Origin of the sequence: Streptomyces sp. SID5469 (assembly GCF_009862865.1) — a bacterium.
GTDB classification, from domain to species: Bacteria; Actinomycetota; Actinomycetes; order Streptomycetales; family Streptomycetaceae; genus Streptomyces; species Streptomyces avermitilis.
On the sequence record NZ_WWIN01000001.1, the window covers coordinates 1,318,534 to 1,334,745 of the forward strand.

The 16,212-nt window shown below is 69.8% G+C and carries 15 protein-coding genes; 4 read left to right on the forward strand and 11 right to left on the reverse strand.

What is annotated here, in order from left to right:
* Nucleotides 1-40: 40 nt before the first annotated feature.
* From GTY58_RS05625 to GTY58_RS05640, 4 genes are all read right to left on the reverse strand, one after another.
* Nucleotides 41-1,486 carry a family 43 glycosylhydrolase gene (locus GTY58_RS05625; RefSeq protein WP_010982481.1) on the reverse strand — a complete coding sequence of 482 codons (1,446 nt, stop codon included), beginning with the start codon at nt 1,484-1,486 and terminating at the stop codon, nt 41-43.
* Between the two features lie 18 nt (nt 1,487-1,504).
* Nucleotides 1,505-2,989 carry a family 43 glycosylhydrolase gene (locus GTY58_RS05630; protein WP_037650262.1) on the reverse strand — a complete coding sequence of 495 codons (1,485 nt, stop codon included), beginning with the start codon at nt 2,987-2,989 and terminating at the stop codon, nt 1,505-1,507.
* Between the two features lie 132 nt (nt 2,990-3,121).
* Nucleotides 3,122-3,796, reverse strand: coding sequence for a DUF2238 domain-containing protein (locus GTY58_RS05635; protein WP_010982483.1), 675 nt, complete (start codon nt 3,794-3,796; stop codon nt 3,122-3,124).
* 150 nt (nt 3,797-3,946) lie between these two features.
* Entirely contained in the window at nt 3,947-4,489 is a 543-nt protein-coding gene (locus GTY58_RS05640) for a hypothetical protein (RefSeq protein ID WP_010982484.1), read from the reverse strand.
* Nucleotides 4,490-5,018: 529 nt separating this feature from the next.
* Between GTY58_RS05640 and GTY58_RS05645 the strand changes: the two genes are divergently transcribed.
* The gene (locus GTY58_RS05645; RefSeq protein WP_010982485.1) at nt 5,019-5,249 is read left to right on the forward strand and encodes a DUF397 domain-containing protein; all 231 of its coding nucleotides are present in this window, start codon (nt 5,019-5,021) and stop codon (nt 5,247-5,249) included.
* A 160-nt stretch (nt 5,250-5,409) separates the two neighbouring features.
* Nucleotides 5,410-6,330, forward strand: coding sequence for a helix-turn-helix transcriptional regulator (locus tag GTY58_RS05650; protein WP_010982486.1), 921 nt, complete (start codon nt 5,410-5,412; stop codon nt 6,328-6,330).
* 81 nt (nt 6,331-6,411) lie between these two features.
* Here the strand turns inward: GTY58_RS05650 and GTY58_RS05655 are convergent, their stop codons facing one another.
* Complete coding sequence (locus tag GTY58_RS05655) at nt 6,412-7,230, reverse strand: SAM-dependent methyltransferase (RefSeq protein WP_010982487.1); 819 nt, start codon at nt 7,228-7,230, stop codon at nt 6,412-6,414.
* 120 nt (nt 7,231-7,350) lie between these two features.
* On the reverse strand, nt 7,351-8,208 hold the full coding sequence (locus tag GTY58_RS05660; protein ID WP_010982488.1) for an aldo/keto reductase: 858 nt from the start codon (nt 8,206-8,208) through the stop codon (nt 7,351-7,353).
* A 367-nt stretch (nt 8,209-8,575) separates the two neighbouring features.
* On the opposite strand from GTY58_RS05660, the gene GTY58_RS05665 reads away from it, so the two are divergent.
* On the forward strand, nt 8,576-9,469 hold the full coding sequence (locus GTY58_RS05665; RefSeq protein ID WP_010982489.1) for a Gfo/Idh/MocA family oxidoreductase: 894 nt from the start codon (nt 8,576-8,578) through the stop codon (nt 9,467-9,469).
* A gap of 59 nt (nt 9,470-9,528) precedes the next feature.
* Here GTY58_RS05665 and GTY58_RS05670 read toward each other — a convergent pair whose 3' ends face one another.
* A complete protein-coding gene (locus tag GTY58_RS05670; RefSeq protein WP_010982490.1) occupies nt 9,529-10,338 on the reverse strand; it encodes an SAM-dependent methyltransferase in 810 nt (269 codons plus the stop codon).
* Between the two features lie 355 nt (nt 10,339-10,693).
* On the opposite strand from GTY58_RS05670, the gene GTY58_RS05675 reads away from it, so the two are divergent.
* Nucleotides 10,694-11,842, forward strand: coding sequence for a glycoside hydrolase family 64 protein (locus tag GTY58_RS05675; protein ID WP_237529150.1), 1,149 nt, complete (start codon nt 10,694-10,696; stop codon nt 11,840-11,842).
* A 69-nt stretch (nt 11,843-11,911) separates the two neighbouring features.
* Here the strand turns inward: GTY58_RS05675 and GTY58_RS05680 are convergent, their stop codons facing one another.
* From GTY58_RS05680 to GTY58_RS05695, 4 genes are all read right to left on the reverse strand, one after another.
* Nucleotides 11,912-13,963, reverse strand: a complete 2,052-nt coding sequence (locus GTY58_RS05680) for a SpoIIE family protein phosphatase (protein WP_010982492.1) — start codon at nt 13,961-13,963, stop codon at nt 11,912-11,914.
* Between the two features lie 269 nt (nt 13,964-14,232).
* Nucleotides 14,233-14,970, reverse strand: a complete 738-nt coding sequence (locus GTY58_RS05685) for a GAF and ANTAR domain-containing protein (RefSeq protein WP_010982493.1) — start codon at nt 14,968-14,970, stop codon at nt 14,233-14,235.
* 151 nt (nt 14,971-15,121) lie between these two features.
* The gene (locus GTY58_RS05690; protein WP_010982494.1) at nt 15,122-15,565 is read right to left on the reverse strand and encodes a MarR family winged helix-turn-helix transcriptional regulator; all 444 of its coding nucleotides are present in this window, start codon (nt 15,563-15,565) and stop codon (nt 15,122-15,124) included.
* A 165-nt stretch (nt 15,566-15,730) separates the two neighbouring features.
* Nucleotides 15,731-16,123 (reverse strand): helix-turn-helix domain-containing protein, encoded by a 393-nt coding sequence (locus GTY58_RS05695; RefSeq protein ID WP_197586333.1) that lies wholly within the window; start codon nt 16,121-16,123, stop codon nt 15,731-15,733.
* Nucleotides 16,124-16,212: the final 89 nt, after the last annotated feature.

Consider the following 16,212-nt stretch of genomic DNA (forward strand, 5'->3'; position numbering starts at 1 on the left):
CGAGTTGCCAGGAGTGACGCCCTGGCTTCCCGGAACCGGTCTATTCCGCGTAGAACGTGGCGTCCTGCCGGTCGAGGGCGGTGCTGACCGGCTGGATGCGCAGCAGGTTCTCGTAGTGCCGCAGGTAGCGGCCGGGATAGTTGTACGACTCGAAAGCGATGCCGTCCGCGGAGTCGGCCAGGCCCGCCCGCCGAGAGAAGGACGCGTCATTCTTGAAGGCTGATGAGCCGTCGTTCTTTTCCACCCATACCTCGTAGTTCTTGTGGCGGAGGTAGTAGCCCGGGTAGTTGGCCGATTCGAGGGAGATCGTGCCGCTGCCGGCCAGACCTGTGACCACCCGGAACTGCGAGTCGGCGAGGTTGGTGACGTTCGCCTCGATGCGCGCCCGGAAGTCCCAGTGGCGGATGTAGCGGTCCGGGTAGTTGTACGAGGAGAAGCGGACCGGGGTGACGCCATCGGCCACGGGAATACCGAAGTTGGGGGTGCCGTCGGCGTTCCAGTAGACCTTCTGGAGGCGGGTGCGGCGGTTGGGGTCGTTGAGCGGGTCGCCGCTGATGTCCTTGTAGTTGCGGTCGTGGTAGACGAGGATGTCGGACTTTCCGTCCTCGGAGACAGTGAAGGAGTTGTGGCCTGGGCCGTACTGGCCGGTCGCCTCACTGGTCTTGAACACGGGCTGGGAACTCTTCGTCCAGGAGGCGGCGTTGAGCAGATCGGCGGAGGCGGACGCGCTCAGCATGCCCAGGCAGTAGTTGGCGTCGGTGGCGCTCGCCGAATAGGTCAGGAAGACCTTGCCGCCGTGCTGGATGACGGCCGGACCCTCGTTGACCTTGTAGCCGACGGTCTCCCAGGACAGCGTGGGCTGGGAGATCTCGGTCGGCGTGCCGCTGATGGTCCAGGGGTTGGCCATCTTGGCGATGAAGAGGCTGGTGTTGTTGTCCTCGGCGGGATTGCGCTGCGCCCAGGCGAGATGACGGACGCCGTTCACGACGAAGGTGGTGGCGTCGAGCGAGAAGGAGGACACCGGCGTGGCGATCTGGCCCTTCTCGGTCCAGCTGCCGGTCAGCGGGTTCGCGGCGCCGCTCTCCAGGACGTACATCCGGATCGCCCACACGTCGCTGGTCGACCCGGCGGCGAAGTACACGTACCACTTGCCGTCGATGAAGTGGATCTCCGGCGCCCAGATGTGGGCGCCCATCACACCGCTGGCGTGCTTGGTCCAGATGGTGGTCTCGGGGGCGGTGGCCAGACCCTGGAGCGTGGTGGCCCGGCGCAGCACGATGCGGTCGTACTCCGGCACGGTGGCGGTGAAGTAGTAGTAGCCGTCGGTGTGCTTGAAGATGTGCGGATCGGCACGCTTCTCGGCGAGCGGGTTGGTGAAGGTCACGGAGGGCGAGGCCGGGGCGGTCGCGTGGGCGGGCGTACCCATGGTGAGCAGGGCCAGTGCGGCGAGGACCGCGGTGAACAGGCGGACGGTGAGACGTCTCATATTCCTGGGGCTCCGGTGTCAGACGGTGGGCTTGAGCTGCCACTGCTGGCAGGCGTTGTCGAGCCAGGTCCACTGGCGTACGTCGGTGCCGTCGCCGGTGCCGCAGTCGGCCACGTCGGCGACCTTGCCGCTGTTCGCGTTCGTGATCCGCACGTAGTCGCTTCCGGTGTGGACGAGCCGGAATCTCTGGCAGTTGTTGTTGAGCCAGGACCACTGTCTGAGGTCCGCACCGTCGGCGGTGGAGCAGTCGGCGGTGTCCATGACCTTGCCGGTGGCGACATTGACCAGCCGGCTGGTGTCGGTGCCCTGGTCCTCGATCCGCCACTTCTGGTTGGCGCCGCCGCCGCACGTCCACTGGAAGATGTCGGTGCCGTCGGCGGTGTTGCCGCCTTCGACGTCCAGGCACTTGCCGCTGTTGCGGTTGACGATCGTGTACGCCGTCGGGGTTGCCGCGGTCTCCCCGGAGGGGCCCGCGAGGGTGGTGCCGGTCGCGACCGGGGTGCCGAAGTTCGGTGTGCCGTCGGCGTTCCAGGTGAACTTCTGCGCCCGTGTCGTACGGCCGTTTCCACAGCCGCCGCTCGCGGAGCTGTTCGCGTGGTAGACGATCCAGTTCTCGGTGCCGTCGGGTGAGGTGAAGAACCCGTTGTGCCCGGGGCCGTAGACCCCGGCCGCGTCATCGCGCTGGAAGACCGGGTTCTGCTTCTTGGTCCAGGACGCTGGGGAGAGCGGGTCGCCGCCGGTCAGTTCGAGCTGACCGAGTTTGTAGTCCGCGGTCTGGCAGTAGCTGGCGGAGAACGTCAGGAACGTCCTGCCGTCGTGATACAGCGGCTCGGGGCCCTCGTTGACCGGGGCGCCGGACGTCTCCCAGCTCAGCGTGGGGCTGGAGATGACGGTGAAGGAGGAACTGCTCAGCGTGTACGGGTTGCTCATCGGCGCGATGACCAGGCTCTGCGTACTGCCGTTGATGGAGCCGCTGCCCACCAGGTACAGCTTGCTGTTGTACTGGAGCACGCTGGCGTCGATCAGCCAGCCGCCGGGGTTGAGGTTGGAGCCGGTGAGGCTGTTCTTGTACGTGTACGGGCCCATCGGGTCGGCGCCCGCGCTCTCCAGGACATGGGTGCGCTGGGTGTCGCAGCAGGCGGCTCCGCTCTGCGCCCCCGAGTAGTACAGGTACCACTTGCCGTTGAAGAAGTGGATCTCCGGAGCCCAGAAGTTCGCGTTGCGGCCGGAGGTGGTGTCCGACCAGATCTGGACGCTGGGAGCCGTGGCCAGCCCGGCCAGCGTCGGCGACTTGCGCATGGTCAGCTCGTTGGTGAACGAGGTCGTCACCAGGTAGTAGTTGCCGTTGTAGTACTCCAGCCAGGGGTCGGCGCCCTTCTGCGCCTTGACGGGGTTGGTGTACGGCCGTCCCCCGGCCGCGGCGACGGACTGGGCCGGGACGAGCGAGGCGAGCAGGGCCAGCAGCGCTGCCCCGAGGACGAACCAGTGGCGGGTGCGGAACACGTGGGTACCCTCCGGAGACAGTAAGTTCGAAATACCGAACACTGTGCGCAACCTCGACCAGAAGGTAGGGGTGGGACAGGAGGAGCGTCAATGGATGTGCCGCGTTTGGTTTCCGTCGGTTCCTCGGTACCGTCAGCGGCCGTCGAGCCGGGCGAGTCGGCGGTCGTGTGCGCGGCTGAGCAGCAGCAGTGAGCAGACGGCTCCGATCAGCGCGCAGAACATGTCCCACTGGGTGTCCCACACATCGCCCTGGGTGGCCAGGAACGCGTCGGCGGCATGCCCTCCCGCAACGGCCGCGGCCCACTCCAGGAGTTCGAAGACCGCGCTGAAGGCGAGGCAGGCGCACACGGTCAGGGGCGCAAGCCACCGGCTGCCGCGCAGCGGCGACGTGCGGGTGAGGATCTCCCGTACCAGGACGGCGGGCACGAAGCCCTGCATGAGGTGGCCGAAACGGTCGTAGGGGTTGCGGGAGAGGTCCAGCCAGTCGCGCACCCAGTCACCGGCCGGCACCTCGGCATAGGTGTAGTGGCCGCCCACCGCGAGGACCAGGGCGTGCGCGGCGAGCAGACAGTACAGCAGGCTGGTGAGCGGGAACCGCCTGCGCAGCAGCACGACCAGCGGCAGACCCACCCACGCCCACACGGTCTCCAGCAGCCAGGTAGTGGGGTCTTTCGCATGCCAGGCCGACATGGCGAGAGCGACGGTGACGACAGCGAGCAGGGCCACGGGAAGCCGCCGGCGGACGACCCGGTCGACGGCGAGCCGGTCAGCGGGGCGGGAGCTTGCGGCGGTGGTGACGGCAGGCATGACGGGCTCCTTGAGGTGGGTGGCCACCATCGTGAGGGGAGCCCGTGCCGCCGACATGAGTACGCGTACTTATCCGCCCCGCCCCCAACCCCGCCCTCATGGCATGGAGCTGCTCACCGGAGGCGCCGTTCCCGGACGGACGTGAGCGACTCACGCGCCCAGTGCGCGGGCGAGTTCCGTCGTGGCCTGGGTGATCTCGGCGTCGTCCTCGGCGAGCAGTTGCTCGACGACGCTGCGCCGGGCACGCACGGCCTGCCGCGCCTGACGCTCCCAGACCACGGGATTTTCGCGGTGGTTGAGCAACTTCGGATAGAGGGCGGCCGTGCTCTCCCACTGCCGGGCGTCGGCTATGTTCCTGAGCAACTGGATGATCTGCGCCCGGCAGCTGACCTGGGGAAGCTGTGCGAGCTCCCAGAGGAAGGGCACCGTGGCGGCCGTGGCCTGCTCCACCACGAAGCCGTACTGGCAGATTCGTTCCCGCAAGTCGCTGAGAGCGGCCCTGGCGGTCGCGGCGTCACCCCACGCGACACTGCTGAGCAGCAGCGGGATGGCCGCCGCAGAGCCGCTGGAGTCCTTGATGTCCTGCCATGGCACCCGCCCCAGGGCCTTGAGGGGCGTCGCTTTCTCCACCCCCGCGGACGGCGTACGGCCTGTGCGCTCCGCGCTCAGCTGTTCCGTCGAACCGGTGCGCATGATGTGAGCCCTTTCCGCGGCAGACATGTCAGCTGGAGGGGAATGTCGACAACCTGACCCGGACGGTCCTGCCCGCGGGGGAACACCGGGGCCGGCCCCGCTCCTCGGCCGGAGCGGCGGTGCTCCGCGGGCCCCGGCCGCACTCCGCCACGCTCCACAGCGCGGCGGAGCCGGGCGCGCCGCCCGACGGGGCAGGCTCGCAGAACGCCCCGTTGCGCGGAGCGGCCTGGCGTTGCGCTGGCGGCGCGTATGCACCGTCCTGTGCGGTCCGACCTGCCCGTGGCGCGGCCCTGCTGGTCAGGCGGGGTGCTGGGTGCGCAGGTGATGACACGACATCTCCCTGATGCGACGTCAAAGTGCGGCATCAGCGCTGGGGTTGACGCCACAGCTATTATCCACGCTGACGGCCCCTTCGTGCAATTGCACGGGAAATTGCACGAAAGTTGGGTAGCCGCAGCAGGGGCCGTGGACCGCGGCCCGATCACGGGTGCGCGGAGCCCGCGTACTGGAACTGAGCAAGGAGAGTGCCGTGCCAACAGCGCCGAACGGAGTACAGGCCAGCTCATTGGCCGCCCGGTGGATCAAGAGTCGGCACAGCAACGCCGAGGGCAACTGCGTCGAGGTGGCCGCCCTCGACGGCGGCGGCATCGCGATGCGCAACTCCCGCGATCCCGAGGGGCCCGCCCTCGTCTACACATCGGCCGAAGTGGCCGCCTTCCTGGCCGGCGCGAAGGACGGGGAGTTCGACCATCTGCTGTGAGGACCTCCGCCCCGAGGCCGTCCACGGCGAGTCCGTCCGCCGCACGGCCGTCCAGCGGTGAAGCGGACGCCAACTCCCCTACTTCCACTGAGGCGTTCGGCGGAAGGCAGCGAGATGCGATACTGTAATTCTGAATTCTGCCGGTCAGCGGGGAGCCAGGATGTCCGCCGAGTCACATCGCGTCTCCCGCCTCGAACCGTATCTGGACCGGGCCGAGCCGGCCCCCACACTCTTGAAGATGCTGGTCGGTGTCCAGCTGGCGGGCTGCCGTGACGACGCCGGCCTCTCCCAGGAGCAGGCGGCACGAGCCCTGGGGTTCAGTCCGGCGAAGCTGTCTCGGATCGAAGCGGGCAAGGGCCGCCGACCACCCACCGAGGGCGATGTCCGCGCGCTGCTGCAACTCTACGGGACCGACGCCTACGAGGCTTCGGTACTACTGAAACTGCTACAGCGCGCCGGGGAGCCGGGATGGTGGCAGCGCTACGACAAGCGGTTGATGCCCGAGTGGTTCGACCGGCTGGTCGGGCTCCAGGAAGCAGCCGCCACCATCCGTACCTTCGAGATCCAGTACGTTCCCGGCCTCCTGCAGACTCCGGCCTACACCCGTGCCGTGGTGCAGCGCGGTCTGCCGACGGCGTCGGCCGTCGAGGTACAGCGCCGGGTCGAACTCCGCACGCGCCGCCAGGAGATGCTGCTGCGCGCGGACGCCCCGCGACTGTGGGCGATCGTCGATGAATCGGTACTGCTGCGTGTCCTGGGCAGCCGTGACGTGATGCGCGAGCAGCTCGAGCACCTCATCGGGATGGCGCGGCGTCCCGAGGTGACCGTACAGATCGTGCCGCTGGACGTGACCAACGCGTCGGCGCCGGCCATCCCCGTCACGTATCTCCGCTTCGACGGGCTCGATCTGCCCGACATCGTCTACCTGGAGCACATAAAGAGCGCCAACTTCCTGGAGGACCGGGACGAGACGGAGGAGTACCGGCTGACCCTCGACCGGCTGGCCGACGAGGCTCTCGACCCGCACGAGTCCCTGAACCTGATGCGCGCCACGCTGGAACAGCGCTACGCCGATACGTGACGGAACCCCGCCGGCGCCGCGACACAGGAGTCCCGACGCCGGTGGCCGCCCGGTGCCCGAGCCGGGCCGCCGAACGCGGCGCTACCGAATGCGGCCGACTCCGCCGAACTCGATCCACTCCTGCGTGAGCTGACGAGGCGCCACCTCGGAGTCCGGTCGCCAGGTGGACACGTCCACCAGCCCCGGCTCCAGGATGTCCATCCCCTGGAACAGGTCGACGACGTCCTTCTCCTGACGCACACGGCCCCAGCTCCCCTGCGTCGTACGGTCCATGAAATCGGTGACGAAGTCACGGATCTGGGCGTCTTCGCTGACCAGCTGACACATCACCATGAAGCTGCCGGGCACCAGGCGTTCGGCCACGCGCCGGGCCAGCGCGGGCGGACCGTCGGTGTCACCGTCCGGCAGGCAGTGCATGACCGACACGAAGAGCGCGGCAACCGGCTCCGAGAAGTCGATCAGACGCTTCGTGTCGGGATGCGAGAAGATCCCCTCCGTGTCCCGCATGTCGGCCTGGATGACCACCGTGCGCTCGTCCTGTTCGAGCAGCGCCCGGCCGTGCACCAGAACCATCGGGTCGTTGTCGACGTACACCACGTGCGCGGTGGGATCGACGCGCTGCGCGACCTGGTGGACGTTGTCCTGGGTGGGCAGCCCGGATCCGTGGTCGAGGAACTGCCTGATTCCGTACTCGGCCGCCAGCGTCCCGACGACCCGCCGCAGGAACCGCCGGTTGTTCACCGCCAGCGGGCGCGTGCTGGGGACGACCTTGTCGAGTTCCTCGCAAGCTGCCCGGTCGGCCGCGTAGTTGTCCTTGCCGCCCAGGTAGTGGTCGTACATGCGCGCGGCGGTCGGTACCGTGGCATCGATCGACGTGGACAGTTGCTTACCGCTCTGCATCGTTCCCCCAGCTCCGTGCCGCGCCAACTCGACTGGCCCAACAGGGGCTACATCCTAGGGAGTTCACGCTCGCCGAGGCCAGCCCCAGAACGAAGGACCTGATGAGCGGGGCCCGTCCGGTCAGGCGGCGTCCAGTTCCGCGAGCTCCTCGACGGTGAGTACGAGGTCCGGGGCGGCTGCCGAGTCGCGGATGGTGTCGGGGCGGCTGGCCCCCGGGATCGGCACGACGACCGGCGACTTGGCGAGCATCCAGGCCAGGCACACCCGCTGCGGGCTGACCCCGTGGACCTCGGCGATCCGCGCGAACGGAGCGTATGCGGAGCCCAGTTCACGGGCCCGGGAGCTGCCGCCGAAGGGACTCCAGGGCAGGAACGCGACGCCGAGCGCGTCGCACAGCCGCAGCTCCGGTTCGCTGGAGCGGAAGGCCGGGGAGAACTGGTTCTGTACGGAGACCAGTCTGCCGCCGAGGATCTCGTGGGCCTGCCGGATCTGGTCCGGGTCGGCATTGGAGATCCCGGCCATGCGGATCTTCCCCTCGTCCAGCAGATCCCGCAGCGCGCCGACGGACTCCGCGTAGGGGACCTCCGGGTCGGGACGGTGGAACTGGTAGAGCCCGATGGCCTCGACGCCGAGGCGGCGGAGCGAGGCCTCGCAGGCCTCCTTGATGTGCCGGGGAGTGCCGTCCAGCGTCCAACTGCCGTCGCCAGGACGCAGATGACCGCCCTTCGTGGCGACCAGGACGTCCGGACCACGGTCGTGGGAGCCGAGGGCCTTGGCGATCAGGGCTTCGTTGTGACCGACGTCGTCGGCGTCCCGGTGATAGGCGTCCGCGGTGTCGATCAGTGTCACGCCGGCGTCGAGCGCGGCATGGATGGTGGCGAGCGAACGTGTCTCGTCCGGCCGCCCCTCGATCGACATGGGCATCCCGCCCAGGCCGACAGCGCTGACCTCGACATCACCGATACGGCGAGTGTGCATGAGTTCGTGACCTCTCTTCAGCGCTCGCGCGAAACGGGGCACCCGGCCCAGCCGGAAGCGTGCCGCGGCCGTGCCGGACGCTCACCAGCCTGGCTGGCCCGCGAGCGCAGGTCCAATAGAAGAAAACGAACGCATTGAGCAGTCGGGGAACTGAATGGATTGATCACGGCGGGCCGACGCGACGGCAAACGGGGCATCCGGGCCGGGACCGGACGGCGGGCCCCGGACCGGACCGCGCCCCGCATCACGTCACCTCGCGGAATGGTTGCGCCGTGGGTGGGACCGCGTGCAACGATCACCGCACACGTGCCCCGCACCGCAGACGGAACCGGCCCGCAGGGCACCGCCACCGAGGAAAGGCCGCGACATGCGTATGGGACTGCTCGGGACAGGACCGTGGGCACAGGCAGTCCACGCCCCCGCGCTGAGGGGGCACGACGACCTGGAGTTCGTCGGGGTCTGGGGTCGTCGCCCGGAGGCGGCCGCATCGCTGGCCGACCGGCACGGCACCCGTGCGTACGACGACGTCGACGCCCTGCTCGCCGATGTCGACGCGGTGGCCGTCGCCCTGCCTCCGGCGGTCCAGGCCGAGCTGGCGGTGCGCGCGGCGCGGGCGGGCTGCCATCTGCTGCTCGACAAGCCGATCGCCACGACCGTCCCCGACGGCCGGGCCGTCGTCGAGGCGGCCGAGCGGGCCGGCGTTGCCTCCGTCGTCTTCTTCACCACCCGCTTCCAGTCCGAGACGGAGGCCTGGATCAGCGAACAGGGAGCCGCGAAGGGGTGGTTCACCGCACGGGCGCAGTGGCTCGGTGCGGTGTTCACCAGTGACAGCCCGTTCGCCGCGTCGCCCTGGCGACGCGAGAAGGGAGCCCTGTGGGACGTCGGCCCGCACGCCCTGTCCGTGCTGCTGCCGGTGCTCGGCGACGTCAGGCGCGTGGCGGCCGCCGCACGCGGACCGCGGGACACCGCGCATCTGATCCTCGAACACGCCGGCGGGGCGACCAGCACGCTGACCCTGAGTCTCACCGCCCCGCCCGCCGCCGCAGGGGCCTTGGTCGAGTTGCGCGGTGAGACCGGCGTGACGGTCCTGCCCAACAGCTCCACGAGCGCTCTCGACGCCTTCGCCCGAGCCATCGACGCCCTCCGCACCGCGGCTCGCACCGGCCGTCCGCACCCCTGTGACGCGTCGTTCGGTCTGCGCGTGAGCGAGGTACTCGCCGAGGCCGAAGCGCGTTTGGCCGGGGACTCCCCCGCGCAGTGACGGCATGAGCGCCGTCCCGAGAGGTCGACGCGCGGACCTCGCGACGCCCGCCCGGCCGGTCAGGGCTTCACGGCCACCACTCCGAACTGCGGCAGCACGTCGGCGGTGGAGTCGGAGCGCCACCGCGAGCACGAGACGATGCCCGGGGGGATCAGGTCCAGTCCGTCGAAGAACGCGGCGACCTCCTCCCGGCTGCGGGCGGTGATGGGCGGGGTGGCGTTGTCGTTCCAGAACTTCATGGCCGCGACGTTGCCCTCGCCGCCGAGGCCGGCGTCCGTGGTGGGGTGGGTCAGGACGAGATGGCTGCCGGAGGGAACCGCGGCCATGATCCGGCGCACGATGTCCCGCGCCCGAGCGGTGTCGAGGACGAAGTTGAGAATCCCCAGCATCATGACGGCCACGGGCCGGCCGAAGTCGAGGGTCGCCGCGGCCCCCCGGATGATCGTTTCCGGGTCGTGGGCGTCGGCGTCGATGTAGTCGGTGGCTCCCTCGGGGGTGCTCCGCAGCAGGGCGCGGGCATGGACGAGCACCGTGGGGTCGTTGTCGACGTACACGATGCGTGCGTCGGGGGCGATCCGCTGGGCTATCTCATGGGTGTTGTCCAGGGTCGGCAGTCCGGTGCCGATGTCCATGAACTGCCGCATCCCGCACTCGGCGGTCAGGTGCCGCACCACACGCCCCAGGAAGGCGCGGTCCGCGCGGGCGACATCGCGGATCACCGGGAACATGGCGGCGACCTGCTCACCGACCTCCTGGTCGACCTGATAGTTGTCCTTGCCGCCGATCCAGTAGTTCCACACCCGCGCGTTGTGGGCCACACCGGTGTTCAGCACGGCCGATCCGCCCGACGGGCTGTCCTGCTCGCTCACGTCTCTTCCCCTTCTGCGCGACAGCAGCGTGTCCTTGGCGCACGCGGCGCACGGATCCCGGAAGGAGCCACCCTACGAAGCCCGATCCCGTCCCGTCCGCCCTCGCGCTCACGAACGATACGGGCTTGCCGTCGGCACGCCGGGTCCGGTCCGGGTCCGTAGGACGGGTGTAGGAGCGCCGGTGAATCCGTGCGGAGCCTGCGCCAACCGTTGACATGAACGCACCCGGGCGTAACTCTGAGAGCGCTCTCAATTTGGTACGGACCAAACTCCACTCCCCCACGAACTCGTACGGAGGCAAAGCGTGTTCGAGAGATTCAGACGCCGGGCGCTGGCCCCGCTCGTCACGACCGCGCTGGCAGCTGCGCTGCTCACGATCGGCGGTCCGCCGTCGGCCGAGGCCGCGGTCCCCGCCACGATCCCGCTGAAAGTGACCAACAGCTCCGGCCGCGGCGAACCGGTGTACATCTACAACCTCGGAACCCTGCTGACGACCGGTCAGCAGGGCTGGGCCGACGCGAACGGCGCGTTCCACGCCTGGCCCGCGGGCGGCAACCCGCCCACCCCCGCACCCGACGCCTCCATCCCCGGACCGGCGGCGGGACAGACGAAGACGATCCGGATCCCCAAGTTCTCGGGACGGATCTACTTCTCCTACGGACAGAAGCTCGTGTTCAAGCTGACCACCGGCGGCCTGGTGCAGCCCGCCGTGCAGAACCCGAGCGATCCCAACCGCGACATCCTCTTCAACTGGTCCGAGTACACGCTCAATGACTCCGGCCTGTGGATCAACAGCACCCAGGTCGACATGTTCTCCGCGCCCTACGCGGTGGGCGTGCAGCGGTCCGACGGCAGCACCGTCAACACCGGCCACCTCAAGTCGGGAGGCTACAACGGGTTCTTCACCGCTCTGCGCGGCCAGCCGGGCGGCTGGGCCAACCTGATCCAGACCCGCTCCGACGGCACCGTCCTGCGGGCGCTGTCCCCGGGCCACGGACTGGAGACCGGGGCGCTGCCCGCTTCCGTCATGGACGACTACGTCAACCGCGTCTGGCAGAAGTACAGTTCGTCGACGCTGACGGTCACCCCGTTCACGGACCAGCCGAACACCAAGTACTACGGCCGGGTGTCGGGCGGCGTCATGAACTTCACCAACAGTGCGGGAGCCGTCGTCACCAGCTTCCAGAAGCCGGACGCGGACAGCATCTTCGGCTGCCACAAACTGCTCGACGCCCCGAACGACCTGGTGCGGGGGCCGATCTCGCGCACGCTGTGCGCGGGCTTCAACCGCTCCACTCTCATCACGAACCCCAACCAGCCCGACACCACGACGGCCGGCTTCTACCAGGACGTCGTGACCAACCACTACGCGCGGAAGATCCACGCCCAGATGGCCGACGGCAAGGCGTACGCGTTCGCCTTCGACGACGTGGGCAACCAGGAGTCCCTCGTGCACGACGGCAACCCGCTCCAGGCCTACCTCACGCTCGACCCGTTCAGCTGAGCCCGGTGCCCGGACGGACCGGCACACCGGGTGAGGGGGTACGGGCAGCTGTCGCACGCCCGTGCCCCCTCACCCTTCGGCGCGAGTGCGGACCAGCAGGAGCGCCACGTCGTCGTCGGGCTCGGGCCGCAGCGCGCTCAGCAGCATGTCGCTGGTCGCCTCCAGCGAGTTCCGGGCGCCCTGGAGAAGGCGCGTCATGGTCCCCATGCCGGTGTCGATGGACTCCGTGCGGTTCTCCACCAGCCCGTCCGTGTAGAGGGCGAGCAGGGTGCCCGGCGCCAGCTCGTGCCGCACGGTGCCGAAGTCCACGCCCCCGACGCCGAGCGGTACGCCGCCGGGGACGTCGAGGAGTTCCGCCCCGCCGTCGGGCCGGACCATGACGGGTGGCAGGTGGCCGGCGCTGGAGAGCTCGCAGGTGCCCTGCCGGAGGTCGCACACCGCGTAGACGCAGGTCGCGATCGCATCGCCGAGGGAGCCCGCGATGTCGTCGAGGTGGCGCAGCAGCTCGGCCGGGGGCAGGTCGAGCCGGGCCAGGGCGCGCGTGGCGCTGCTCAACTGGCCCATGATCGCCGCGGCCTGGACGCCCTTGCCCATCACGTCCCCCACGACCAGGCCCGTCCGTCCGCGGCCCAGCGGCAGCACGTCGTACCAGTCCCCGCCGACCTCGCTCAGCGCCGGGAGGTAGCGGGCCGCGATGTCGAGGCCCTCCTGCTGCGCGGGCGCGGGCGGCAGCAGACTGCGCTGGAGCGTGAGGGCCGCGCTTCGTTCGCGTCCGTAGAGGCGGGCGTTGTCCACGCAGATCGCCGCGCGCGCCGCGAATTCCGAGGCGAGGACGCGGTCCTGTTCGTCGAAGGGGCGCGCGTTGATGGTGCGGTACAGGCTGAGGGTGCCGAGCACTTCACCGCGGGCCACCAGCGGAACGGCGAGGTAGGAGTGGACCCCGGCGACGCGCAGCGCCTGGGCGGCGTGGGAGTCCCTGGCGATGCGCCGCATCATCCCCGGGTCGACATGTTCCACCAGGATGGGCCTGGCTTCACGGACGCACTGGGTGATGATGCGGGACGAGCTGTAGGAGGCCAGCTCCCCCACCGGGTCCGCCGCGTGGATCGCGTCGGTGAGGTAACCGGCCGCGACGGCCAGCGCCCTGAACTCCGCGTGCGCTTCCCCCGTGACGGCGGCGGTGACTCCGTGGGCGACCACCGCTTCGAGCACGTCTACGGCGGCCAGGTCGGCCAGCTGCGGTACCGCCACATCGGCGAGTTCCCGAGCGGTCTGCGACAGATCCAGTGTGGTGCCGATGCGTACGCCCGCGTCCGCGATCACGGCGAGGTGCTCGCGCGCCTGGGCGGCTTCGGCTGCCGCCTGCTGTCGCTCGGTGATGTCCAGAACGGCCATCGCCAGACCGAGCACGCGGCCGTCGGAGTCCTCGATGCGGTGGTACGACTCCGAGTAGGCCCGGTCCTGCGTGTCGGCTGGCGTACGGCCGACGGTCTGCTGGTCGAGCAGGGATTTGCCGCTGACCAGGACGTGCCGCATGCGGGACTCGATGACCTCGACGTCCAGATTCGGCAGCACTTCTCCGACACGGCGTCCCAGTACCGCCTCCTCCGGCAGACCGTTGATCCGCTCCAGGGCCGGATTGACGCCCACCCAGCGCAGCTCGGTGTCGAAGACCGCGATGCCCACCGGCGTCTGGTTCACCAGGCTGTGCGACAGGGCGAGATCCCGTTCCACGCCCCGGACGGTCGTCGCGTTCGCCGCCAGCCCCAGCAGGTGCATCTGTCCGTGGATGTCGTGCAGCCGCATGGTGCGGAACTCCACCCGGCGTTCCGTGCCGTCGCTGTGCAGGAGCGGGAAGACTCCGGCCCAGCTGGATCCCGAGCGCACCTGCGCGAACAGCTCCCGGGCCCGCTGCTGGCTGTCCGGTGACACCAGGAGGTCGTCGGCGTAGCGCCCCAGCGCCTCTTCCGCGGCGTACCCGAGCAGCTGCTGAGCCTCGGGGCTCCACAGCACGATGCGGCCGTCGCCGTTCAGAACCACGGCGGCGACCTGCAACAGGTCCAGCAGTCCTCCGGGGGCCGCGGTGATCTCGTCACCGCTTCCGGTCGAGTACCCGTGCATTCCAGCCGCTCCTTCCGGCGCGGCACCGGCATTGCCAAGATCCGCTCTACGGGTTCTCCGATTACGTCACAACACCGGCGGCGGAGCAACACCTGCCCCGCCCGCGCGCCGCCAACCCCCGGCGGGGGGTGTACGCGTGTCTGCCCGTCGGTCGGCGAACGGGTGAACGGCGCGGCGATCCGCGACCCGTGCGGCGCCTCGCGACCGCAGCACGACGGCGGCGGGCGCGCACGGGCCGGGTCACAGCGATCCGCCCATGGACGGCGGTGTCAGCCCGGAGTTCCGTCCGACGGGGTGATCTTGGTGGCGACGTCCCGCAGTTTGATGTTCAGGTCCTGCGATGTCTTCTTCAGCAGCTCGAAGGCCTCGTCCTGGCCCAGGTGGAAGCGTTCCATGACGATCCCGATCGCCTGGCCGATCTCGTCGCGCGAGCGCAGGGCGGTCTGTAGTTGCTCCTCCGTGCGGGCGTAGGCGAAGGCGACGGCGGCATGAGAGGCAAGCAGCCAGCCCAGGTGCTCGTCACGCTCGGAGAAGGCGTTCGGCCGGAACGAGTACAGGTTCAGGGCGCCCAGCGTGTGGTGGCGGGTGAACAGCCGGAATCCCATGGCACTGCGGATGCCCAGCTCCGCGGCCTGCGGCGCGTAGCGGGGCCAGCGGTCCCCGGCGGTGCGCAGGTCGGGGATGCGCTGAACGGGTTCCTCGTCGGTGACGGCGTTGAAACACGGGCCCTCGCCCAGCTCGCCCTGGATCGCGTCGGACCTGCGTACGACGTCGTCGGTGGCGGTGAGTGTCTGCACGTTCTTGCGGCTCAGGGTGAGAATGCCGGAGACGTCGCATCCCTCGATCAGACCGACCGCGTGGAAGGCGATGCGGTCGACGGTGGCCTGGAGGGACTCCTGCGCGAGCAGATCCCGCGCCATGACGGCCAGCCGGTCGGCGAGCTCCGGCCAGGCTTCGTCGGACGTGCCGTCCGCTGAGGACGGGCCGGAAGGCGGTGGACCACTCATGGGGATGACCTTCCCACTGCCGTACAGGCTTTCGGATGCGGGCCGCACCGCCACATTACATCGCACGGACGCGGTTTCAGGGGCACCGCCCGGCTGGGCCCCCCGGCCCCGCGCGGGCTCGCGGTCCGGGGCGGTTCCTGCCCGCAAAGACTCAGGGCGCCTCGACCGAGGGGGGCTGCCCCCAGGGCTCGCTCAGGGCCCGCCGCAGGGCGGTGGCCGCGTCGGCGCCGATCCGGTCGGCCAGGACCTGCTCGATGAGCGCGAGCGCGGTCTGGGCGCGCTGGTGGACTCGGGTCCCTTCCGCGGTGGTGCGGACCAGGCTGCTGCGGGCGGAGGCGGGATCCGACACCTGTTCCAGCAGCCCCATGCCGATCAGCCCGTGCACGGCCTGGTGGGCGGTCTGGCGGGTGATGCCGATCCGGCGGGCGAGCTCGGAGATGGAGGTCCCCTCGTCGTCCAGTACGGCGAAGACGGCGCCCTGGGCGATGCTGACCGGCTGCTCGCCCGCCGCCCGCATGCTGGCCAGCAGCGCGTCGTCGAACCAGCGTTTCGCCTCGAGGAACAGCTGAGGCAGGTTCTTGGCGGGTCCGGTCATGGCTCCTCCGACGACGGGCGGACTTCGACCGGGTACGGGCGGGACGGGGACACCACGGGCCGTTGACGCCCCGCCGGAGGCGACGACGCCTCAGCGCATGCGCCGGGACCGCCCCAGCACATGCGCTGAGGCAGAGCGTCAGCCCCGGTCAGCCGAGCGGCTCCGCTACTCCGCGGACACCTTCACGTCCTCGGAGACGACGTCGCTCGCGTAGGCGATGGAGAGGCCGGGAATCTCCTGGGCCACACGCGCGACCACCGCGCGGTGCCAGGCGGCCGGATAACCGGATTCCGGGTGGGCGGCATGGTATTCGGCGTCGTCCCGGTAGGTGACGATCCCGGGCTCGGGGAGGTCCACCAGGCTGTTCACCACCTCGGCGACGAACTCCCCGGTGAGTCGCCCGAGGTCTCCGAGGGCCCCTCGGACGGCCGCGGGAATCCGCTCCTCGCCCTGCTCCCACCGCTCCACGGTGTTCGGTGAAACCCCCACGTGCTCGGCCAGCCAGCCGCCGGTCAGGCCCAGGAACTCCCGCACGACCCGGAACTCTGCGGGTGTCATGCCCCGACCCTCGGGCACACCGTCAACGTTGCGGTTCTGGGTCATGGCGTCCTTTCGGAGGGGAAGGGCACCGGCGTACGGCCGTACGG